The organism is Streptomyces sp. NPDC041968, assembly GCF_055589025.1.
Genome location: NZ_JBVJCB010000011.1, coordinates 263,943 through 286,474, shown reverse-complemented (window position 1 = coordinate 286,474; position 22,532 = coordinate 263,943). Strand labels below are relative to the sequence as shown.

Genomic DNA, 22,532 nt, shown 5'->3' with positions numbered 1-22,532 from the left:
CTTGCGTTCCCGACTCTATCAGATCTTTCCGATCCGATTTCCTCGGTGCTTTCCAGGTTCCCGCTTTCGCGTTTCCCTTTCCGGCGGTTCCGACTTTATCAGAGATTCTGAGCCGGAATTTCCGCCCCCCGGGGTCGACTCCGAACCACGAAGTGGTCGGGTGCCCGTCCGAGCGGAGATGTAAACGTACTGGAGCGGGGCGCCCCGATGCAAATCGAGGCGCCCCGCTCCTGGTTGACGCTGTCGGAGACCCGACGGGCCGTCAGACCTCCACGACGACAGGGAGGATCATCGGCCGGCGTCGGTAGGTGTCCGACACCCACTTGCCGAGGGTCCTGCGCACCAGCTGCTGGAGCTGGTGCGGCTCGACGACCCCGTCCTGTGCCGAGCGTTCCAGTACCTCCGTGACCTTCGGGAGCACGGCGGCGAAGGCCGAGTCCTCGATGCCGGAGCCCCGGGCCTGGACGTGCGGGCCGCCGGTGATCTTGCCGGTGGACGAGTCGATGACCACGAAGACGGAGATGATGCCCTCGTCGCCGAGGATCTTGCGGTCCTTGAGCGCCGGTTCGCCCACGTCGCCGACGGAGAGGCCGTCGACGTAGACGTAGCCCGCCTGGACCTTGCCGGCGATCTTCGCCTTGCCTTCGATCAGGTCGACGACGACGCCGTCCTCGGCGATGACGATGCGGTCGTGCGGGACGCCGGTCAGGGCGCCCAGCTCGGCGTTGGCGCGCAGGTGGCGCCACTCGCCGTGGACCGGCATCAGGTTTCTGGGCCGGCAGATGTTGTAGAAGTACAGCAGCTCGCCGGCCGAGGCGTGGCCCGAGACGTGGACCTTGGCGTTGCCCTTGTGCACGACGTGCGCGCCCCAGCGGGTCAGGCCGTTGATCACGCGGTAGACCGCGTTCTCGTTGCCGGGGATGAGTGACGACGCCAGGATCACCGTGTCGCCGTCGACGATGCGGATCTGGTGGTCGCGGTTGGCCATGCGGGACAGGGCTGCCATCGGTTCGCCCTGGGAGCCCGTGCAGACCAGGACCACTTCGCTGTCCGGCAGGTCGTCGAGCGTCTTGACGTCCACGACCAGGCCCGGCGGGACCTTCAGGTAGCCGAGGTCCCGGGCGATACCCATGTTGCGGACCATCGAGCGGCCGACGAAGGCGACCCGGCGGCCGTACTCGTGCGCCGCGTCCAGGATCTGCTGGATGCGGTGCACGTGACTCGCGAAGCTCGCCACGATGATCCGCTTGCGGGCACCCGCGAAGACCTGGCGCAGGACGTTGGAGATGTCGCGCTCGGGCGGGACGAAGCCCGGGACCTCGGCGTTCGTCGAGTCGGAGAGGAGGAGGTCGATCCCTTCCTCGCTCAGGCGCGCGAAGGCGTGCAGGTCCGTGAGGCGGTTGTCCAGCGGGAGCTGGTCCATCTTGAAGTCGCCGGTGTGGACCACCATGCCCGCCGGGGTACGGATGGCGACGGCCAACGCGTCCGGGATGGAGTGGTTGACCGCGACGAACTCGCAGTCGAAGGGACCGACGCGCTCGCGGTGCCCCTCGGCCACCTCGAGGGTGTAGGGGCGGATCCGGTGCTCCTGGAGCTTGGCCTCGATGAGCGCGAGGGTCAGCTTGGAGCCGATCAGCGGGATGTCCGGCTTCTCGCGGAGGAGGAAGGGGACGCCGCCGATGTGGTCCTCGTGACCGTGGGTGAGGACGATGCCCTCGATGTCGTCGAGGCGGTCCCGGATGGACGAGAAGTCCGGCAGGATCAGGTCGATTCCGGGCTGCTCCTCCTCGGGGAAGAGCACTCCGCAGTCGACGATCAGCAGACGGCCGCCGTACTCGAAGACCGTCATGTTGCGGCCGATCTCGCCAAGGCCGCCCAGGGGGGTGACCCGCAGGCCACCCTTGGGGAGCGCCGGGGGCCGGCCCAGTTCAGGATGCGGATGACTCAAAAGACTCTCCTCAACCACACGCGCCACGTACCGGTGGGCACGTGGCGCGCGTGACGTTCGTGCAGAAGCAATTGTCGTGGTGGGGTGCGGGCACCGGTGGCCCGCGTATTCAGTTGTGAAGTCCGGTCGTGCGGTGGTGCCAAGTCTGTTGTCAGAGCTGTACCCCGCCGGCGGCAAGATCGATCTTGAGCTGCTCGGTTTCCTCGGGTGTGAGGCCGACCATCGGCGCGCGCAGCGGTCCGGCGGGCAGTCCCTGGAGGGCGAGCGCGGCCTTGGTGGTCATGACGCCCTGGGTACGGAACATGCCGGTGAAGACCGGGAGCAGCTTCTGGTGGATCTCCAGTGCCTTCTGTACGTCACCCGCGACGTGCGCGTCCACCATGGCGCGCAGTTCCGGGGTGACGACATGGCCGACGACGGAGACGAAACCGACCGCGCCCACGGAGAGGAGCGGCAGGTTCAGCATGTCGTCGCCGGAGTACCAGGCGAGGCCGGAGCGCGCGATGGCCCAGCTGGCGCGGCCGAGGTCGCCCTTGGCGTCCTTGTTCGCGACGATCCGCGGGTGCTCCGCGAGGCGGACCAGCGTCTCCGTGTTGATCGGGACGCCGCTGCGGCCTGGGATGTCGTAGAGCATGACCGGCAGGCCGGTGGCGTCGGCGATGGCCGTGAAGTGCAGGTACAGGCCGTCCTGCGGGGGCTTGTTGTAGTACGGCGTGACGAGCAGGATGCCGTGCGCGCCGGCGCGTTCGGCGGCGCGGGCCAGCTCGATGCTGTGCTGGGTGTTGTTGGTGCCGGCTCCGGCGATGACGTGTGCCCGGTCGCCGACGGCTTCCAGGACGGCTCGTACGAGGTCCGCTTTCTCCGCGTCGCTGGTGGTGGGGGACTCGCCGGTGGTGCCATTGATGATCAGGCCGTCGTTGCCTGCGTCCACCAGATGGGCGGCGAGCCGCTGCGCGCCGTCGAGGTCGAGTGCGCCGTCCGCCTTGAGAGGCGTGACCATGGCGGTGAGGACCCGCCCGAAGGGGGTCTGCGGAGTGGAGGTCGGAGCCATGGGTTACACGCTACTCGTTGCTCAGGGCGGGGTCTGCCCTCGGGGGAGGCGGCAGGTCGGGAGGGAGGTGGAGCCCGGCACTGCCTGCTCGGGGGTTCAAGCAGTGCCGGGTCCCTTTGATCAGGCTAAGTGAACTTCTCAGAACGCCGCAATACGGACACTTCGGGTGGCTGATGCGTACATCTGTGCCCGAGGGCCCGCCGGGCACACGGTCCGGGAGGGCGGTCGGGAGGTTACGGGGCCACGCGGCCGTTGGCGTTGAAGGCCGCGTGGGTGAGCGGCATCAGCCGGGCCCACTGCTCCTCCATCCTCTCGCCGACCATCTCGATCTCGCGCTGCGGGAAGGACGGGACCTTCGCCAGTTCGTGCTGGGTGCGCAGGCCGAGGAAGTGCATCAGCGAGCGGGCGTTGCAGGTGGCGTACATCGACGAGTAGAGGCCGACGGGGAGCACCGCGCGGGCCACCTCGCGGGCGACGCCGGCGGCGAGCATCTCCTGGTAGGTCCGGTAGGCCTCGCGGTAGGAGTCCTCCATCGACCGGCTCACCAGGCCGTGCTGCTCGGCGGTGCCCTCGACGAAGACGTACTTGCCCGGGCGGCCCTGCTGGACCAGCTTGCGGGAGGTGTCCGGCACGTAGAAGACCGGCTGGAGCTCCCTGTAGCGGCCCGATTCCTCGTTGTACGACCAGCCGACGCGGTGCCGCATGAACTCGCGGAAGACGAAGATCGGGGCGCTGATGAAGAAGGTCATCGAGTTGTGCTCGAACGGGCTGCCGTGCCGGTCCCGCATGAGGTAGTTGATCAGGCCCTTGGAGCGCTCCGGGTCCTTCTTCAGCTCGTCGAGGGACTGCTCCCCGGCGGTCGAGACGCGGGCGGCGAACAGCACGTCCGAGTCGGTCGCGGCGCTCTTGACCAGCTCGACGGTGACGTCGCTGCGAAGGTCGATCTTGAAATCGTCGGCGGGGGTGTCGGTCACGGGTGCAGGGCCTTCCCATCTTGTCGCTTGGCGAGGGCCACTCTACGGCCCGCCGAAAGGGGCCATCGGTGGCGTGCCGCGATGAAGTCGGTGAAACAGGGCACCCGCGGGGGCGTTCGTTCGTCTGTATGAGTAACAGCGATGCATTCATTCCCCGAAGGGAGACGCAGCCTCCATGATCCGCCGGCGTGAACCCGTGCCGTTCGCCTTCGTCGCCGAAGCCGACAGGTTCCGCAGCAATGTCACACCCCCGCCCCGGGAGCGGGCGTCCGTGGGCCAGATGGCCGGGCGCTGGCTGCTCGGCCTCACCCTCGTCGCCGGGATCGTGGGCTCCCTGGTGATCGGGATGCCCGCCCTGTCGGCCGACCAGTCGTCCGGTCACAAGCAGCCGTCACAGGCCTCCGAGCCCCGTTAGGCGCGTCGCGGGCCGGTCCCTCTGACTCCATCCGGGGCCCCGAAGGTGGTGACCGGTGACACAGGTCGGTAGCCTCACCGGGCACAGAACGTGCCATGGAACGAGTGAGGACCAGCCGTGCCCCTGCCCTTCCTGACGGCCGACCGCGCCTTCGACACCGACGACGTCGCGCTGCCCCACGACGACCGCGACCTGTGGCGCCGGCCCTACCGGCCGGGGCCTTGGCGGGTGGGGGCGGCGGCGCTGATGCTGCTGCTCGCCTCGTTCGTGCTGTTCGCGGGGGTCATCATCGCGGCCACGGCTCCGTTGTCCTCCGCCGGTGCGGTCTTCGCCATCGCGGTCGTCATGATCGTCTGCGCCCTGCGCCTGCTGCGCATGGGGGCCTGGGTGAGCGCGCGGGGCGTGCGTCAGGTGGGCTTCCTCAGCACGCGCACGGTGGCCTGGGAGCAGGTCTCCAGCGTGCGTACGGTGCAGCAGCCGGTGCGCTGGCTCGGGCTGCCGCGCACCGTGCAGGGACAGGCGCTGCTCCTCGTCCGGCAGGGCCGGTCCGGGGAGACCCTGCCGCCCCTGCTGACCACGCACAGCGCCGACTTCCTCGCCCGTGAGGAGTCCTTCGACCGGGCCGCCGACACGGTGGAGGCGTGGGCCGCGGAGTACCGGCAGGGCTGAGCGCCCGCGACACGCTCACGACAGGGGCTGGGGCCCGGACCGCGGTGCGGTCCGGGCCCCAGCCCCTGTCGCCGGCATCCCGGGCGTTCAGGCCGTCTCGACCGGCTTGCCGTCGTGCAGGGCGATCGCCCGCTGCATCGCCTTGCGGGCGCGGGGGGTGTCGCGGGCGTCGTGGTAGGCGACGGCCAGGCGGAACCAGCTCCGCCAGTCGCCGGGGGCGTCCTCCGTCTCGGCCTTGCGCAGGGCGAAGACCGCGTCGGCGGAGTCCCGGTCGACCCGCCCGCTGGGGGTGCGCCTCAGTTCGTCGACGGGCAGTCCGCCCTCGGCGTCGAGTTCGGCGGCGAGGGCGTTGGCCCGGCGGACGAACTGGGTGTTCTTCCAGAGGAACCACAGGCCGATCACCGGCAGGATCAGCACCGCGATCCCGAAGGTCACGGTGAGGACGGTGCCCGTGCCGATCAGCATGACGCCGCGGCTGCCGACCAGGGCGAAGTAGAAGACCAGGACGCCGGCCGTGAGGGCGTAGGAGATTTTCGCGCGCATGAGGGGCTGTAGCTCGGTCCGGGTCTCAGTTCAGGTCCAGGAAGTGTTCCAGGCCGAAGGTGAGGCCCGGAGTGGTCACCACCCGGCGGGCGCCCAGCAGGATGCCCGGCATGAAGCTGCTGTGGTGCAGGGAGTCGTGCCGGACGGTGAGGGTCTCGCCCTCGCCGCCGAGCAGGACCTCCTGGTGGGCCAGCAGCCCGCGCAGGCGGATCGCGTGCACCGGGACACCGTCGACGTCCGCGCCGCGGGCGCCGTCCAGGGCGGTGGCAGTGGCGTCGGGCGCCGGAGCGGAGCCTGCCTTCTGCCGGGCCTGGGCGATCAGCTGGGCGGTGCGGGTGGCGGTACCGCTGGGGGCGTCCACCTTGTTCGGGTGGTGCAGCTCGACGACCTCGACGGACTCGAAGTACGGGGCGGCGATCTGCGCGAACCTCATGGTGAGTACGGCACCGATGGAGAAGTTGGGCGCGATGAGCACGCCGGTCTCCGGGGAACCGTCGAGCCAGCCCGTCAGCTGGGCGAGGCGTTCGTCGGTCCAGCCGGTCGTACCGACGACGGCGTGGATGCCGTGGCGTACGCAGTAGTCGAGGTTGTCCATCACCGAGGCCGGGGTGGTCAGTTCGACGGCGACCTGGGTGTCGGACTCGGCCAGCGTGTCCAGGCTGTCGCCGCGGCCCAGGGCCGCCACCAGCTCCATGTCCTCGGCGGCCTCGACCGCCCGTACCGCCTCGGCGCCGATCCGGCCCTTGGCACCGAGGACGGCCACGCGCAGCTTGCTCATGTTGTTCGCTTCCTTACCGGGAGTGTCGGGGCCGCCAGTGTCAGGCGACGACGTCGTGCAGCCGGGACGCCTGCTTGTCCTTCAGCGGGCCGATGACCGACAGGGAGGGCCGCCTGCCCAGGACGTCGCGGGCGACCGCGCGGACGTCGTCCGGCGTGACCGAGGCTATCCGGGTCAGCATGTCGTCGACCGACATCTGCTCGCCCCAGCACAGCTCGCTCTTGCCGATACGGTTCATCAGCGCGCCGGTGTCCTCCAGGCCGAGGACCGTGGAGCCCTGGAGCTGGCCGACGGCACGGCCGATCTCGTCGTCGGTGAGGCCGTGCTCGGCGACGTGGTCCAGCTCGTCGCGGCAGATCTTCAGCACGTCGTGCACCTGGGAGGGCCTGCAGCCCGCGTAGACGCCGAAGAGGCCGCAGTCGGCGAAGCCCGAGGTGTACGAGTACACGCTGTAGGCCAGGCCGCGCTTCTCCCGTACCTCCTGGAAGAGGCGGGAGGACATGCCGCCGCCGAGGGCGGTGTTGAGAACGCCCAGCGCCCAGCGGCGCTCGTCGGTGCGGGCCAGCCCCGGCATGCCGAGGATGACGTGGGCCTGCTCGGTCTTGCGGCCGATCAGCTCGACGCGCCCGGCGGTGCGCAGGGTGCGGCGGCCGTCGCGCGGGGCGACGGGTGCGGCCACCGGTTCGCGGAAGGCGCCGGCCTTCTCGAAGGCGGCGCGGACCTGTCGTACGACCTTGTTGTGGTCGACGTTGCCGGCCGCGGCGACCACCAGGTGGGTGGGGTCGTAGTGCTTCTTGTAGAAGCGGCGGATGCGGTCGGCGCTGAGGGCGTTGACCGTGTCGACGGTGCCGAGGACGGGGCGGCCCAGCGCGTGGTCGCCGAACATGGTGTGCGCGAACAGGTCGTGCACGCAGTCGCCCGGGTCGTCCTCGGTCATCGCGATCTCTTCGAGGATCGCGCCGCGCTCGACGTCGACGTCCTCCTCGCGGATGAGCGAGCCGGTCAGCATGTCGCAGACCACGTCGATGGCGAGCGGCAGGTCGGTGTCGAGCACACGGGCGTAGTAGCACGTGTACTCCTTCGCCGTGAACGCGTTCATCTCGCCGCCGACCGCGTCGAGGGCGGAGGAGATGTCCAGCGCGCTGCGCTTGCGCGTTCCCTTGAAGAGCAGGTGCTCCAGGTAGTGGGTGGCGCCGTTCAGGGCCGGGGTCTCGTCGCGGGAGCCGACGTGCGCCCAGATGCCGAAGGTCGCCGAGCGGACCGAGGGGAGGGTCTCGGTGACGATGCGCAGGCCGCCCGGGAGGGTGGTCTTGCGGACCGTACCGATGCCGTGCTCGCCCTTGATCAGGGTTTGGGTACGGGCGACGGCCCGCGCCTCCGAGGAGGTGCGGGCCGTCGCCTTGGCGCTACGGGACGTCACTGGTCGGCGTCGTCCTTCTTGTCGTCGTCGCCTGCTTCGCCGTCGATCACGGGGATCAGGGAGAGCTTGCCGCGGGAGTCGATCTCGGCGATCTCGACCTGGACCTTGGCGCCCACGCCGAGCACGTCCTCGACGTTCTCCACGCGCTTGCCGCCGGCGAGCTTGCGGATCTGGGAGATGTGCAGCAGTCCGTCCTTGCCGGGCAGCAGGGAGACGAACGCGCCGAAGGTGGTCGTCTTGACGACCGTGCCCAGGTAGCGCTCGCCGACCTCGGGCATGGTCGGGTTGGCGATGCCGTTGATCGTGGCGCGGGCGGCCTCGGCCTGCGAGCCCTGGGCGGCACCGATGTAGATCGTGCCGTCGTCCTCGATCGTGATGTCGGCGCCCGTGTCCTCCTGGATCTGGTTGATCATCTTGCCCTTGGGGCCGATGACCTCACCGATCTTGTCCACGGGGATCTTGACCGTGATGATCCGCGGGGCGTTCGGGGACATCTCGTCCGGCGTGTCGATCGCTTCCATCATCACGTCGAGGATGTGGAGGCGGGCGTCACGGGCCTGCTTGAGGGCGGCGGCCAGGACGGAGGCGGGGATGCCGTCCAGCTTGGTGTCCAGCTGGAGGGCGGTCACGAACTCCTTGGTGCCGGCGACCTTGAAGTCCATGTCGCCGAAGGCGTCCTCCGCACCGAGGATGTCGGTGAGGGCGACGTAGTGCGTCTCGCCGTTGATCTCCTGGGAGATCAGGCCCATGGCGATACCGGCGACGGGGGCCTTCAGCGGCACACCGGCGTTCAGCAGCGACATGGTGGAGGCGCAGACGGAGCCCATGGACGTCGAGCCGTTGGAACCGAGGGCCTCGGAGACCTGGCGGATCGCGTAGGGGAACTCCTCGCGCGTCGGCAGCACCGGCACGATGGCGCGCTCGGCGAGGGCGCCATGGCCGATCTCGCGGCGCTTCGGGGAGCCGACGCGGCCGGTCTCGCCGACGGAGTACGGCGGGAAGTTGTAGTTGTGCATGTAGCGCTTGCGCGTCACCGGCGACAGCGTGTCCAGCTGCTGCTCCATGCGGAGCATGTTGAGGGTGGTGACGCCCAGGATCTGGGTCTCGCCACGCTCGAACAGGGCGGAGCCGTGGACGCGCGGGATGGCCTCGACCTCGGCGGCCAGGGTGCGGATGTCGGTGACACCGCGGCCGTCGATGCGCTTCTTCTCCTTGATGACGCGCTCACGGACCAGGGACTTGGTCAGCGAGCGGTACGCGGCGGAGATCTCCTTCTCGCGGCCCTCGAACTCCGGCAGGAGCTTCTCGGCGGCGAGCGCCTTGACGCGGTCCAGCTCGGCCTCGCGCTCCTGCTTGCCGGCGATGGTGAGCGCCTGCGTCAGCTCGGGCTTGACGGCGGCGGTCAGCGCCTCGAGGACGTCGTCCTGGTAGTCCAGGAAGATCGGGAACTCGCCGGTCGGCTTGGCGGCCTTGGCGGCGAGGTCGGACTGCGCGCGGCAGAGCACCTTGATGAAGGGCTTCGCGGCGTCCAGACCGGCGGCGACGACCTCCTCGGTGGGCGCCTCGGCGCCGCCCTCGACGAGCTTGATGGTCTTCTCGGTGGCCTCGGCCTCGACCATCATGATCGCGACGTCGCCGTCCTCCAGGACGCGGCCCGCGACGACCATGTCGAAGACGGCGTCCTCGAGCTCGGTGTGCGTCGGGAAGGCCACCCACTGGCCGCGGATCAGCGCGACGCGGACGCCGCCGACCGGGCCGGAGAAGGGCAGACCGGCCAGCTGCGTGGACGCGGAGGCGGCGTTGATCGCCACGACGTCGTACAGGTGGTCGGGGTTGAGCGCCATGATCGTCGCGACGACCTGGATCTCGTTGCGCAGGCCCTTCTTGAAGGACGGGCGCAGCGGGCGGTCGATCAGGCGGCAGGTGAGGACGGCGTCCTCGGAGGGCCGGCCCTCGCGGCGGAAGAAGCTGCCGGGGATCTTGCCGGCGGAGTACATCCGCTCCTCGACGTCCACCGTGAGGGGGAAGAAGTCGAGCTGGTCCTTGGGGTTCTTCGAGGCGCTGGTGGCCGACAGCACCATGGTGTCGTCGTCCAGGTAGGCGACGGCGGAGCCGGCGGCCTGGCGGGCCAGGCGGCCCGTCTCGAAGCGGATGGTGCGGGTACCGAAGGCGCCGTTGTCGATGACGGCCTCGGCGTAGTGGGTCTCGTTCTCCACTAGCGTTTTCTCCATTACGTGTCGTCTTTTGTCCCGCCTCGCCCGTGTGGCGGGGGGACGGGGGTGGAGAAGCGCTGCGTCCGGTGCGGGCCGGTCTTCGATCGAAGCACCCGGGGTTCTGCCCCCGGGGGCCACTACCGAGGACCGGCGGCGGCGAGGCGCGCTTCTCCTCGTGTCGTTCGTGTCCTGCGTCGTACTTGTCGTGCGTTCGTTCTTGTCGTGCGTCGTGCGTCTTGCTGTTCTGCTACCACACTACAAAGCCGTGGCGACACCGCGCACGTACAGCAAAGGGAGCGGCCCCCGAACGATGGGAACCGCCCCCTTCACGGCGTCTTACTTGGCGCCCGCCGCACCGCGGCGGATGCCGAGGCGCTCGACCAGCGCACGGAAGCGCTGGATGTCCTTCTTGGCCAGGTACTGCAGCAGCCGGCGGCGCTGACCGACCAGGATGAGCAGACCACGACGGGAGTGGTGGTCGTGCTTGTGGGCCTTGAGGTGCTCGGTCAGGTCGGAGATCCGACGGGACAGCAGAGCGACCTGGACCTCGGGGGAGCCGGTGTCGCCCTCCTTGGTACCGAACTCGGAGATGATCTGCTTCTTCACTGCGGCGTCGAGCGACACGCGTACTCCTCTGGGTCTGTGAGTGCCCACCGAGTGCCCCCGGTCTACTTCTCGGGGAATCTTCCGTGACTCGGAAGGCGGGGATCCGCTGGGCGCGACCTCCAGGGCTTCAAGGCTCCGGGGGCGCGTACACAAACGGCCGTCACACAGCGTACCAGCCTGGGCGGAGGGGCCTGGACGCGGGCCTGGGCGCGAGCCTGGGCGCGAGCCTGGGCGGGCGACCTGGGTACGGACGGGGGCGGGCGGGGGCCATCCTATGGGGGCTCGGCTCCGGCTCCGGCTCCGGGTACCTTGCGCCGCTCGCGTGGCTCCGCTCACGTGACGTCCCGCCCGGCGGACTCGCCGGCATCGCCTTCGGGAGGCCGCCTTCACTCCTGCCGGTCATCCGCACCCGCTACATCGGCAAACCGCTGATCAGGGAGAACCGCGGCAAGTAGGGTGACCGCACAGCTCGTTGGCACAGCAGGAAGGACCGAGCCGCGATGGCCGACGCCGAGGACAGGGAACTGCGGGCACGCAAGGAGCGGGAGAGGGACGAGCTCTACTCCCTCGACATCTCCGGCGTCGAGTGGCACAGCGCACCCGGCACCGAGGAGCACGAGGAGCGGGTGGAGATCGCCTACCTTCCCGCGGGCGCCGTCGCCATGAGGTCGTCGCTCGACCCGGACACCGTGCTGCGGTACACGGAGGCGGAGTGGCGGGCTTTCGTGCTCGGGGCGCGGGACGGGGAGTTCGATCTGGAGCCGGCGACGCGGGACGGAGCCGCCGACCCGGAATGAGGCGTCGGGACGACTGGGACCGTCACGGTCCTGCCGCCGCGCTGCTTCCGATGCCCAGGACCAGGTAGGTCCACTGCTTCTTCTGCTCGCCGGACGGACCGTTCGCGGACTTGGCGCCGAAGAAGATCCGCCCGTCCTGGACGACCACGTCGTTCTCGTTCGTCAGCGGTTCGCCCTCGCTCGGCAGGTCGAAGTAGAAGTACGGCGTCTCCTTGTCCTTCTCGGGGTCCAGGGAGACGAGCGCGTTCGGCGAGATGTGGTCATTGCTCAGGCGCAGGGCGAGAAGCCGGTCCCCGCTCATCCGCAACGGCTGGAGCAGGGAGCCCGGACCCGAGTCGAACTTCTTCGTGGTGTTCCCGGTCGCCAGGTCGAAGCCGATGATCCAGTTGGAGACCTGCTTCTCCGACTGGTCCTTGCTGCGGATGAACACCTGCCCCGCTCCGACGGCAACGGTCGGGCAGTCGTCGATCACGAGGTAGTCGGTGTACGCACAGTCGGCGACGTACGCGCCGTTGCGGAGACTGACCGTGGCGCGGTTGCGTCCCTTGTCGTCGAGGGACAGCAGGTCGGTGATCTCGGTGTCGCCGCCGGCGACGGCGAGGACCGCCGGCTCGCTGGACGGCACGCTCAGGTCCCGGATGCCCTTCGCTGCCGAGTACGTCCACAGGGACCGGCCCGTGACCGGGTCCACCTTGCGCACCTTGTAGGTGACGTGTTGCCAGGATGCGTCCGGCACGCTTTCGTCGGTGCTCCAGCACTGCTGGCGGACGAGGAGGGCGCGTCCGCCGGCCGCTCCCATGTCCTGGCAGGGGGCGGTGGCCTTCGTGGCCCACCGGTTCGTGCCCTTCTCCATGTCGTACCCGATGGTGCCGCCGCCCCAGGTCACCGCGACCGTGTCGTGCGTCAGCGTCACGCTCGGCCGGTCCTGGCTGCTGCGGCCCGTGGCCATACCCGGGCCGGGACCGGCGACGGAGTAGGGGAAGCGGTCCTCCCAGACCAGGCGTCCGTCGTCGAGGTCGACGAAGGCGACCTGGTTGCAGTACGCGTCCTCCTCCTGATCGTTCGCGCGGAAGAGCACGGCGGTCCGGTGGTCGCCGGTCACATGGCGGGTGTAGCCGCAGATCGGGCCGTCCAGCCCGAGCCTCCACTCCTCCTCACCGGGCGCGACGTCGGTGCCGATCCGCATGCCGACGAGGGTCTTGTTGACGCCCTTGGCGAGGATGCGGTCCGTGGCCCACATCCCCGGCATCTCCACGTGCTCCCCGGGGACCATGTCGTCCACGGAGAAGCGGAAGGCCATCTCTCCCACGGTGCTCGCGGGTTGCTTCTCGACCGTCTCCCGGACGTCGAGGGCCCCTGCGCGTCCGCGGCCCGCGCCTTGTCCGTCGACGCGGTGTCCCCGCCCTCGCCCCACAACAGCCAACCGCCGCAGGCCAGTCCCGCGGCGACGACGACCGCGAGCAGGCCCGCCAGCACCTTCCGACCGCGTTTCGGCTCGCGGGTCTCCGCGCGCGGCGGGGGCTGGGTCATGGAGGGGGGCGGGCCGAAGCTCACGCGTGGGTCCTCTTCCTGTTCCTGGGAATTCCCGCGATGGGATGACGGGAGGCGCTCCAACTATGCCGGTGCCTTGATCACGTACGGGCACACACGGGGTGACCCGGCGTCGGCCCCCACCGCACATGCCGGGTTTCTGTCCGACTTGTTCGTGGATGTCGCATGGCGCATGCACGGATTCGGAAACGAGGTACGGCACTTCGGGTCAGGCTGTGACGCACAGGGCGGATGCTGGGGTGAGGACGGGGCTGCCGGGGCGGGGCGTGTGGTGATTAGGCTGGGTCCCGGCGCGACGCCAGAACCCGTGACCCGGGCGTCGGCGTCGTACGGGGAGGGCCGACGATCGGACGACCTCGTTTCACTTCGGACAACGTCGGACGACGAAAACGGTCGCCCCAGCACGGTATGAGGGTGCTCGACCACATCAGGAGGAACTGTGAGCAGCGATCGGGACGGGATGCGCGGGGGCTGGGCGACACCCGGCGATGACCAGCCCGACGCGGAGTCCGCGAACGAGACGACGGGCGAGTTCACCATCGACTACGCACCGCCCGCCTGGTACACGCAGAACGCGTCGAGTGATGCGGACCAGGGACAGGGAGCGGGCTCGGCCGGCGGTTCGGGCGCCGGGTCCTCGTCCGCCGCCGCTCCTTCCGGTTCTTCCAGTCCTTCCGGTTCTTCCAGTCCTTTCGCTCCGGCCGCGCCTCGTGGGCCGGTTCCGCCGTTGCCCGGGTTGACGCCGCCACCGCACGCGAACCCGTCCGGCGGCCCCTCCTCCCTTCCCACTCCGACGCCTCCCTTCGCGCCGCCGCCCCCGGCACCCGCTCCGGGAGCCCCCTTCACGCCGCCCGCGCCGGCGCCCGCGCCGTTCACGCCGCCCGTGCCCTCCGCCGGCGGACCGACCGGCGTGCCCAGGCTGCCGATCGGGAGCGGATTCGAGCCGCAGCAGCCGCAGGCGCGGCCCGAGCCGGATGCGGGGCCCGAGCCGGATGCGCGGCCGGAACCCCAGGTGCGGCCGGAGCCGGAGGAGGCGGCCGCCCCCGTTCCGGGCCCGGCGTCCCCCACGGCCGTGCCGGCGTTCCCTGCCGGTGGCTTCCATCTGCAAGCCCCCGCTCCCCCGCCCGCGGACGAGCCGGAGACCGACAACGGCGACCTGGAGAACGGCGCCACCATGCGCTTCTCCTCGGCCGCCCTGAAGCGGGAGATCGCCGAGCGCGCCGCTGCGGACGATGCCCGGCAGGACGAAGGGCGGGACGAGCGTTCCACGTCCGCGGTCGGTGAACCCGAGGTCACGGCCGAGCGGGACTCCGTCGCTTCCGAGGCGGCCGGTGAAGGCACCCCGCACGTGAACTTCGCGGTGGCGGAGGACTCCGGTGGACCCGAGCGCGGCCACGGGTCCGTGGTCACCGATGGTCCGGATCTCACCGACGGCCCGGGACTCGACAACAGTCCAGCCCCCGCTGACGCTTCTGAGCCCGCCGAATCCGGCGAGGAGGGCCACCCAGCCGACGGGGACGGTGCGGCCGAGAGGCCGGGGAGCGTGGAGGACGTCGTCGGCTCCGAAGCTTCCGGCGAGGCCGAGGAATCCGACGAGTCCGACGAGGTTTCCGGTGCCGCGGGCAGCGGCGTGGGCGAGTCCGGTCCCGCCGGTCCGGCTCAGGACGTCGAGGCCGAGCCGGTCGCTCCCGTGGCCGAGGTCGCCGAGCCCGAGCCCGAGCCCGAGCCCGAGGACAGGATGCCGGCCCAGGACGCGCCCGAGGACGCGGAGCCTCACCTTGAGGACGCCCGGCCCGAGGCGGAGGCCGTGGTCCCCGTTGCGGATCCGGCGGACGCCGTTCCGGCCGATGCCGCCGCCCCCGCGGACGACGAGCCGCAGGACGCCCGTCCTGCCGAGACGGCATCCGCGTCGCAGGGCGGACTGCCGCCGCTGCCCCCGTCGTACCCTCCCGCTGCTCCCGCGCCTGCGCATCAGTGGCCCGCGCAGCCGCAGCCCGCCCCCGCCGCTCCGGAGCAGCCGAACGTCCCGGTCCAGCAGCCGGCGTTCCAGCCGCAGGCCCCACAGCCGGCGCCCGCCGCATGGAGTCCCGCGCCGCTGCCGCCCGACCAGGCGCCCGGACAGCCGGCGCCGCAGGCCGGTTACGGCTTCCCTCACCCGGGCGCCACGCCTCCGACGGCAACGCGGCCTGCGGTCGAGCAGCCGGGCGGCGTGCAGGGGCCTGCGGCCGGTGCAGCCGCAGGTTACGGATTCCCGCAGCCCGGTGCGGCGACTCACCCGGCCCATCCTCCGGTGCAGCCCGGCGGTTACGGCTTCCCCCAGGCGCCCCCGCCGTACGGGCAGCAGCCTCAGCCCGGCGTACCGCCGCAGGGTCAGCCCCAGGCGGACGCGCAGCCCCCGCAGGCCGCTCCGCACCCGGCACAGCAGGGCTTCGCCCCGCAGACTCCACCGGCCCGGCCGATGGCCCAGCCGAACCAGCCGAACCAGCCGCAGGGACAAGGCCCCCAGGGGCAGGCTCCACAGGCTCCCCCGCTCCCGTTCGCTCAGCAACCGCACCAAGCCCCGCAGGCCCCGCAAGCCCCGCAGGCCCCGCAGGCCCCGCAGGCCCCGCATGCTCCTGAAGCGGCGTACGCCCCCCAGGCGTTGCACCACCCCGGTCAGCCCGCTCAGTCCGGCCACCCTGGCCAGCCCGGCCAGCCGGATCAGGCCCAGCAGGCCCAGCAGGCCCAGCACCCCCATACTCCGGCGCCGCAGCCGCCCGTCGACCCCCGTCTCGGTGCCGCCTGGCCGCAGCCGATACAGCACGACCAGCGGCAGCCCACCAACCCCGGTGCCGCGCCGCTCGGTTACACCGCGGCCGTGGAGCTGTCGTCGGACCGGCTGCTCAACAACAAGCGGCAGAAGGCGAAGAGCAGCCGTCCGGCCTCCGGCGGTTCCCGCTTCAAGCTGGGCGGCAAGAAGGAGGAGGCCGAGCGGCAGCGCAAGCTGGAGCTGATCCGCACCCCGGTGCTGTCCTGCTACCGCATCGCCGTCATCAGCCTCAAGGGCGGTGTCGGCAAGACGACCACGACCACCGCCCTCGGTTCCACGCTCGCCACCGAGCGGCAGGACAAGATCCTCGCGATCGACGCCAACCCGGACGCCGGTACGCTCGGCCGTCGCGTGCGCCGCGAGACCGGCGCCACCATCCGCGACCTCGTCCAGGCGATCCCGTACCTCAACTCGTACATGGACATCCGGCGGTTCACCTCCCAGGCCTCGTCCGGGCTGGAGATCATCGCCAACGACGTCGACCCGGCCGTGTCCACGACCTTCAACGACGAGGACTACCGGCGCGCGATCGACGTACTCGGCAAGCAGTACCCGATCATCCTCACCGACTCGGGCACCGGCCTGCTGTACAGCGCCATGCGCGGGGTGCTCGACCTCGCCGACCAGTTGATCATCATCTCGACGCCGTCCGTGGACGGTGCGAGCAGTGCCAGTACGACGCTGGACTGGTTGTCCGCGCACGGGTACGCCGACCTGGTCTCCCGGTCCATCACCGTCATCTCGGGGGTCCGCGAGACCGGCAAGATGATCAAGGTCGACGACATCGTCGGGCACTTCCAGACGCGGTGCCGGGGCGTGGTCGTGGTGCCGTTCGACGAGCACCTGGCCGCGGGCGCCGAGGTCGACCTCGACATGATGCGGCCCAAGGTCCGGGAGGCGTACTTCAACCTCTCGGCGATGGTCGCCGAGGACTTCGTCCGCCACCAGCAGTCGCACGGCCTGTGGACGGCCGACGGCAACCCGCCGCCGGTCGCGGCACCGCCGATGCCGGGCCAGAACTACCCGGGCCAGCAGGTGCCGGGTCAGCCCGTACCGGGTCAGCAGCCCATGCCCGGCCAGCCCGGTGCGCCGGCGATGCCCGGCCAGCCCTCCCAGTACGCCGAGCCGGGGCAGCCGTATCCGCAGCAGCCCGGGCAGCCGTACCCCCAGCCGGGCGGGCCGTACGCCCAGCCGCCGGGTTACGGATACCCGCAGCCCGGTCAGCAGGAGGGGCAGGCGCCTCCGCAGGCGCCTCCGCAGCCGCCCCAGCAGTAGCCACGGACGACGAAGGGCGGCCGGTGCTCGTGGGCACCGGCCGCCCTTCGGCGTCTCGGGGAGGGGCTCGGCGCTACGATGCCGCCGCGATCAGGCCGCGGCACCGCTCCACGTCCTCGGCCATCTGCTCCAGGAGCGCGTCCAGCGTCTCGAACTTCGCCTGACCGCGTACGAAGGCCAGGAAGTCCACGGCGACGTGCAGGCCGTACAGGTCGAGGCCCACGCGGTCGATGGCGTACGCCTCCACCGTGCGCTCGGTGCCCTCGAACTGCGGGTTGGTGCCCACGGAGATCGCGGCCGGCATCACCTCGCCCTGCGCGTGCAGCCAGCCGGCGTAGACGCCGTCGGCCGGGATGGCGGTGTGCGGGAGCGTCTCCACGTTGGCCGTGGGAAAGCCGAGCTCGCGGCCGCGCTGGGCGCCCCGGACGACGACGCCCTCGACACGGTGCGGTCGGCCGAGGATCTCCGCGGCGCCCGCGACTTCGCCCTCGGCGACGAGGCGGCGGGTGAGGGTGGAGGAGAACGGCTCGCCGCCGCCCGCCTCACCGGTCACGTACAGGTCCACGACCTCGACCTCGAAGTCGTAGGTCTTGCCCTGCTCGACCAGGAAGTCCACGTTCCCGGCCGCCTTGTGGCCGAAGCGGAAGTTGGGGCCCTCGACGACCGCCTTGGCGCGCAGCCGGTCGACCAGCACCTTCACCACGAAGTCAGCCGCGGACAGCTTCGAGAACTCCGTCGTGAACGGCAGGATCAGCACCGCGTCCACGCCCAGGTCCGCCATCAGTTCGGCGCGGCGGTGGTGCGGGGCGAGCAGCGGGGGGTGGCTGCCGGGGCGGACCACCTCGCTGGGATGCGGGTCGAAGGTGACGACGACGGTGGGGACGCCCAGCTCGCGGGCGCGGTCCACGGCGTGCTTGATGATCAGCTGGTGCCCGCGGTGGACGCCGTCGTAGGAGCCGATGGTGACGACGCTGCGTCCCCAGTCCTCGGGGATGTCCTCCAAGCCACGCCAGCGCTGCACTGTGTCTGCTCCTTGTCGCAAACTCGTCGGAGTCGATGCCTCTTACGCAGCTCTAAGAGTGCCATGCCGTCCGCTTCCCGCCCGCATCGGTATGCGCGCTGTGACCGGGTGCACGCCCCGCGGAGCGGACCCCGGTCACGCGGGGACCCGGGCGCCCGCCAGATTCTCGAGCGTACGGCGCGCGCTGGGACCCACCAGCGCGGCCCAGTCCTGCGGCGCGTCGGCCAGCCAGCCGGTCACTCGGGCGGCAAATCCGGGGAGGTGGCGTGCCAGGTCGACCAGACCGCGGTCGAAACGGGTGGCGCCGTCCGGCGTGCGGACGAGGAGCAGGCCGGTGCGGTGGACGAGGACGCGCAGGTGCTCGCCCTCGCACCGGACGGCCGCGTGCAGCAGCGCCTCCAGGACGGCGGGGTCCTGCTCGCGGGCCAGGAGGTGTTCGCGCAGCTCGCGGCGGAGCGGCCCGCGGCCGGGCGGGCCGTCGTCGGCCAGGACACCGGCGAGCGCGGCCCGTACGGGCTCGGGGCCGTCGTCCAGCAGGGCGGTGACCAGGGGGTGGAGGACGGAACGGGCCGCGGGGTCGTGGTCCAGTCGCCGGTCGACGTACGCCGCCACGTGCCCGGCGGTCTCCGGGCGCTCCGCCACCGCGTCCCCCAGGAGGACGGCGACCCGTCGGGCGAGCGCCGGCGTCGTGGCGTCGGTGAGTCTGCGCAGGGCCTCCCCGGAGTCCGGGCCGCGCAGCCGGGCGCGGAAGGCCGCGAGGACGGGCTCCGGGTGGGCCGGCAGGGCGGCGGCCATGGCGCTCGGCGGGAGGTAGGGGTCACCGGCCGCGAAGTGGTCGAGGGCCCTCGGGAGGTGGCGGTCGCGGCTCTCGGGGTCCTGGACGAGCAGGGCGAGCGCGCCGCCGTGCAGGGGATCGTCGGCCGGGCCGGCGAGCAGGACCAGGGCGGCGTGGCGCAGCAGGGTGCGGTCGGCGCCGGTCCGTGCGTGCGGGGCGGTGCGCAGGCCGTGGGTCACGGCGGCCGCCCGGCGCGCCGGCCGCTCGTCCCGGGCCCACCGCTCGACGGCCCGGCAGAGGGCGGACGGTTCGTCCTCGGCCAGGACGGCGAGCAGTTCGTCGGCCCGTCGGTGCGGGCTGTCGACGAGTGCCTCGGTGAGGCCGTCCAGACCGCGGTGGCGGTGGGTGTGCAGCAGCGCCTGCGCGGCGGTGGCGACGGTCGCGTGCGGGGTGGCGGGCAGGGGCCGTTCGTCGTCGAACCAGCGGAGGAGGAGCGGCTGCACGGTCGTGGGGTCCGCGGCCAGCAGTTCGGCGACGGTGTCGAGGTGGCGGGGGCCGGGCTCGTGCGGGGGGCCGTCGGCGAGGACGAGGCGGCGGAGCAGGTCCAGGCGCGTGGCCTGCGGGAGGCGCAGGGTGGTCCAGAAGGCGGGGCCGAACTCCTCCGGCGTCCGCCTTTCGCCGCCGCGTTCGGCGATGCCGTCGGCGAGCAGCCGCAGCACCTCCGTGTACGGCGTCGCGTCGGGCACCCGCGTCAGTACGTCGGCGACCAGCCGTGCGGCCCACCAGGAATGCGGGTCGGCGTCGAGCGCGGTGACCAACTCTTCGAGAGTCAATGCCAGTTGGGGGATACCGTGTTGTCGGCCGAGCAGCAGTACCGCCTCGGCGACGGGGCCGATGCGGTGGTGCGGCACGGGCAGGGCGTGGGGTTCGTGCGGGGTACCGCGGTGGTGGACGAGGGCGCGCAGGGCCTCGTCCAGGTCGAGGTGCGTGCCCTGGATCCAGTCGGCGAGTTCCTCGTGTGCGAAGCGGTACCCGGCGCCGGCGGGGACGAGGAGACCCTCGGCCAGTACGGCGGCCGCCCAGCCGGTGCCGCCGCCGAGCCGGGCGGGCGCCTGCCCCCGCGGGAAGAGGACCTCGAACGACTCGCGGTCCAGCTCCCCCCGCCCGGGGCCGAGACTGCGCCGGGCGGCCTCGTGCACCTGCCCGGAGACCTTCGCCGCGAGTCGGCGTACGGCGGTGCCGCGCAGGCCGTTCTCCGCCGCGAGGCGGGTCGCGACGCGCAGGCAGATCAGGTCCAGGTAGGCCGCGAAGACCCCGTCCCGGTCGACGCGGGCGGGGGGCGGGGGTCCGGGGAGGGCCTCGTACACCTCCGCGAGCAGGCGCAGCGTGAGGGGGTGCCGGTCGTCCGGGGCCGCGAGGGCTCCGTCCGGCAGGCGGTAGCGGGCGCGCGCCTCCCGGGCCTCGTCGTCGCGCAGGTCGCCGACGCGGACACAGGGCGGACGCCCCACGCCGACCGGTTCGCCCGACGCCCGGACCGCCACGGCCTGGGTCCCGGCCGGGGCGGCCGACGCCCCGGACCCCCCGCACGGCATCCAGTCCGCCTCCGGCGGAGAACCGACGCCTTCGGACGACGACCCGGCCGTCCCCGACCCAACCCCGGCCGACGACCCGCCCTGGGCGGCCCGGGACGACAGCCCGCCCACCACGATCCCGGACGACGGAACACGCCCCCCGAACGGACCGCACGCCCCGAAGGCGGAGGAGGGCGACCGCGTCCCGCCCGCCGACCCGGACGACGGCTCCCCTACGACGCCCGCGCGGGCGCTCGGACCGCCGGCGACCGCCTCCGCACCCGACGCGTCACCGGCGATCACCTCCACCTCCGACACCCCGGCGGCATCGCCTCCCCCCACCCGGCCGACGACCCCGGCGACACCCCCGACTGCCCGGACCGCACCACCGGCACTCCCCGCACCACCCGCAGCGAAGCCAGGCAACGGCGCCCCCGCCCCACGCCCCGTCCGCCACTCCCCCACAACCGCTGCCGAAGAAGACGCGCGCCGCACCGCCCCGTACAGCAGCTCCGCCGGGAACTCCGCGCCGGCCCGCTCCCAGTACTCGCCTCGGCAGGCCATGACGAGCCGTGTCCCCGTCTCCTCGAGCCAGGCCGCCGTGCCCTCGGTCCACTCGGGGAGGCGGTGGGCCAGGACGGCCGGCATCTCCTCGGGGCCGTCGAGAAGGAGCAGGAGCGGGCGCCCGGCGGCGCGGGCGAGACGGGCGAGGCGCTCCGGGGTGATGTCGCCGAGGCCCGCGGGACGTGCCGGGTCCGCCGCGGCCACTAGGCGCGCGGCCCGGGCGAGCGCCCTGCGCGCCGCGTCGGCCAGCGACCTGTCGTCGTCGCGCAGCTCGGCGCCCCGCAGCCACAGCGTGGGTGCCGGTTCGGTGCTCCGGGAGCGGCGGACGGCGAGGGCCGCCAGTTCCGTCGTACGGCCGCTGCCGGGTGCGCCGACCAGCCCGAGCACACGGGCGGGGCTTCGGGTGAAGGCGGTGAGCTCCCTGGCCACGGCGGCCCGCTCGACCGGGGCCACGGCAGCGGCGCCACCACTGCCGTCGGCCTCGACGCCGGCCCGGAACCCGCCCGGGCCGGAACCTCCACCGCCGGGCACCCCCGGCGGACCGTCCCGCCCCACCGAGGTCGCGGTGAGCGCGAGGACGCCGGCCAGGTTCAGGTCGGCGCCGTAGGCCGGGACCGTCGCCGCGTTCTCGGCGAGGAGGGCGGCGAGGGGGCCGGGGGCGGGCGGCAGCGGCACGGCGAAGCCGACGTCGCTGTGTCCGGAACTCAGGGCGGTGCCGAGGACGCCGAGGACGGCGCCGGTCGTGAGGTCGAGGACGGGTCCGCCCGCCGCGCCGCCGCCGAGACGCAGCGCGTCCCTGCCCGAGATGCCGAGCGCCAGCTCCAGCGCGTCACGGAGGACGTGGAAGCGGTCGGTGGCCGCGTAGTGGACGTCGGTGGCCCCCAGGAGCCGGGCCTCGCGCCAGCCGCCGGCGGCGAGCCGCACGTACGTGCCCGCCTCGACGCGGCCCCGCGCGCTGATGGGCAGCGGCCGGACGCCGAGGCCCGCACCGCGGACGAGTGCGAGGCCGAGGGCGGGCAGCGGCGTCACGTCGGCGGCGGCCACCACACGGCGGCGGCCACCGGCGGTGCTCAGCACGAGCCGGGGCAGACCGTCGACCGCTTCGTGGCTGGTGACCACCGTCCCGTGGTGGTCGGCGACGAACCCCGCGCCGCGGGGGCGGCCGGCGAGGTCGTGAATCCGGATCAGGACGTCGTCGGGCGGGCACCGCCCCGGGTCGGCTTCCGGGGCCCGCGCATCGTCGCGCGGGTCCTGGAGGTCGGCCCGGGACCGCCGTGCCGCCCTGTCGCTGCCCGCCTCCCGGGACCGGTTCCGCGACGCCATCGTCGAGCCTCCCCGCCGTACACCCGTGCCGTGTGTTCGACGGTAGGCCGGTGATGATCAGCGGGACAGATCCCGTGACGAACGCGCCCCCTTCCACACCCCTGGTTCACTCCGAGCGCCTGCCCGGACGGGTGAACAGGAGGGGAAGGTTGGATACACCCTAGGAGGTGGGGGAACCGAGGGGGGACCGTGGAGCGGCGGCAGTGGTAGTCCCCGTGGTCGCCGCTCC

The 22,532-nt window shown here is 72.2% G+C and carries 15 protein-coding genes and 1 pseudogene; 5 read left to right on the top strand and 11 right to left on the bottom strand.

Annotation, left to right across the window (positions count from 1 at the left end):
• Positions 1 to 262 precede the first annotated feature (262 nt).
• The 3 genes from ACZ6EG_RS26665 to thyX form a co-directional block, all read right to left on the bottom strand.
• Positions 263 to 1,948 (bottom strand): ribonuclease J, encoded by a 1,686-nt coding sequence (locus tag ACZ6EG_RS26665; RefSeq protein WP_356612672.1) that lies wholly within the window; start codon positions 1,946 to 1,948, stop codon positions 263 to 265.
• Between the two features lie 151 nt (positions 1,949 to 2,099).
• Positions 2,100 to 2,999, bottom strand: a complete 900-nt coding sequence (dapA, locus tag ACZ6EG_RS26660; RefSeq protein WP_384703989.1) for a 4-hydroxy-tetrahydrodipicolinate synthase — start codon at positions 2,997 to 2,999, stop codon at positions 2,100 to 2,102.
• A 233-nt stretch (positions 3,000 to 3,232) separates the two neighbouring features.
• The gene (gene thyX / locus ACZ6EG_RS26655; protein WP_356612669.1) at positions 3,233 to 3,973 is read right to left on the bottom strand and encodes an FAD-dependent thymidylate synthase; all 741 of its coding nucleotides are present in this window, start codon (positions 3,971 to 3,973) and stop codon (positions 3,233 to 3,235) included.
• Positions 3,974 to 4,148: 175 nt separating this feature from the next.
• Between thyX and ACZ6EG_RS26650 the strand changes: the two genes are divergently transcribed.
• Complete coding sequence (locus ACZ6EG_RS26650; protein ID WP_391972964.1) at positions 4,149 to 4,388, top strand: hypothetical protein; 240 nt, start codon at positions 4,149 to 4,151, stop codon at positions 4,386 to 4,388.
• 117 nt (positions 4,389 to 4,505) lie between these two features.
• Entirely contained in the window at positions 4,506 to 5,057 is a 552-nt protein-coding gene (locus ACZ6EG_RS26645; RefSeq protein WP_391972963.1) for a hypothetical protein, read from the top strand.
• An 87-nt stretch (positions 5,058 to 5,144) separates the two neighbouring features.
• On the opposite strand, the gene ACZ6EG_RS26640 is transcribed toward ACZ6EG_RS26645, so the two are convergent.
• The 5 genes from ACZ6EG_RS26640 to rpsO form a co-directional block, all read right to left on the bottom strand.
• The gene (locus tag ACZ6EG_RS26640) at positions 5,145 to 5,600 is read right to left on the bottom strand and encodes a tetratricopeptide repeat protein (RefSeq protein ID WP_469608181.1); all 456 of its coding nucleotides are present in this window, start codon (positions 5,598 to 5,600) and stop codon (positions 5,145 to 5,147) included.
• 25 nt (positions 5,601 to 5,625) lie between these two features.
• A complete protein-coding gene (gene dapB / locus ACZ6EG_RS26635; protein WP_391972962.1) occupies positions 5,626 to 6,378 on the bottom strand; it encodes a 4-hydroxy-tetrahydrodipicolinate reductase in 753 nt (250 codons plus the stop codon).
• Between the two features lie 40 nt (positions 6,379 to 6,418).
• Positions 6,419 to 7,798 carry a M16 family metallopeptidase gene (locus tag ACZ6EG_RS26630; RefSeq protein ID WP_391972961.1) on the bottom strand — a complete coding sequence of 460 codons (1,380 nt, stop codon included), beginning with the start codon at positions 7,796 to 7,798 and terminating at the stop codon, positions 6,419 to 6,421.
• Positions 7,795 to 10,014 (bottom strand): polyribonucleotide nucleotidyltransferase, encoded by a 2,220-nt coding sequence (locus ACZ6EG_RS26625; RefSeq protein ID WP_391972965.1) that lies wholly within the window; start codon positions 10,012 to 10,014, stop codon positions 7,795 to 7,797. Before ACZ6EG_RS26625 ends, ACZ6EG_RS26630 begins: the two co-directional genes overlap by 4 nt.
• A 333-nt stretch (positions 10,015 to 10,347) precedes the next feature.
• Positions 10,348 to 10,635 (bottom strand): 30S ribosomal protein S15, encoded by a 288-nt coding sequence (gene rpsO / locus ACZ6EG_RS26620; protein WP_356297798.1) that lies wholly within the window; start codon positions 10,633 to 10,635, stop codon positions 10,348 to 10,350.
• Positions 10,636 to 11,117: 482 nt separating this feature from the next.
• Between rpsO and ACZ6EG_RS26615 the strand changes: the two genes are divergently transcribed.
• Entirely contained in the window at positions 11,118 to 11,414 is a 297-nt protein-coding gene (locus tag ACZ6EG_RS26615; protein ID WP_391972960.1) for a DUF397 domain-containing protein, read from the top strand.
• A 22-nt stretch (positions 11,415 to 11,436) separates the two neighbouring features.
• Here the strand turns inward: ACZ6EG_RS26615 and ACZ6EG_RS26610 are convergent, their stop codons facing one another.
• A complete protein-coding gene (locus ACZ6EG_RS26610; RefSeq protein WP_469608175.1) occupies positions 11,437 to 12,714 on the bottom strand; it encodes an outer membrane protein assembly factor BamB family protein in 1,278 nt (425 codons plus the stop codon).
• Positions 12,715 to 13,404: 690 nt separating this feature from the next.
• Between ACZ6EG_RS26610 and ACZ6EG_RS26605 the strand changes: the two are divergent.
• Positions 13,405 to 13,536: pseudogene (locus tag ACZ6EG_RS26605) on the top strand (SCO5717 family growth-regulating ATPase); the annotation flags it as partial.
• 339 nt (positions 13,537 to 13,875) lie between these two features.
• Complete coding sequence (locus ACZ6EG_RS26600; RefSeq protein ID WP_469608194.1) at positions 13,876 to 17,049, top strand: MinD/ParA family ATP-binding protein; 3,174 nt, start codon at positions 13,876 to 13,878, stop codon at positions 17,047 to 17,049.
• Between the two features lie 73 nt (positions 17,050 to 17,122).
• Here ACZ6EG_RS26600 and ACZ6EG_RS26595 read toward each other — a convergent pair whose 3' ends face one another.
• Positions 17,123 to 18,070, bottom strand: a complete 948-nt coding sequence (locus tag ACZ6EG_RS26595) for a bifunctional riboflavin kinase/FAD synthetase (protein ID WP_469608172.1) — start codon at positions 18,068 to 18,070, stop codon at positions 17,123 to 17,125.
• A 135-nt stretch (positions 18,071 to 18,205) separates the two neighbouring features.
• Positions 18,206 to 22,303, bottom strand: a complete 4,098-nt coding sequence (locus ACZ6EG_RS26590; protein WP_469608169.1) for a hypothetical protein — start codon at positions 22,301 to 22,303, stop codon at positions 18,206 to 18,208.
• Positions 22,304 to 22,532 lie beyond the last annotated feature (229 nt).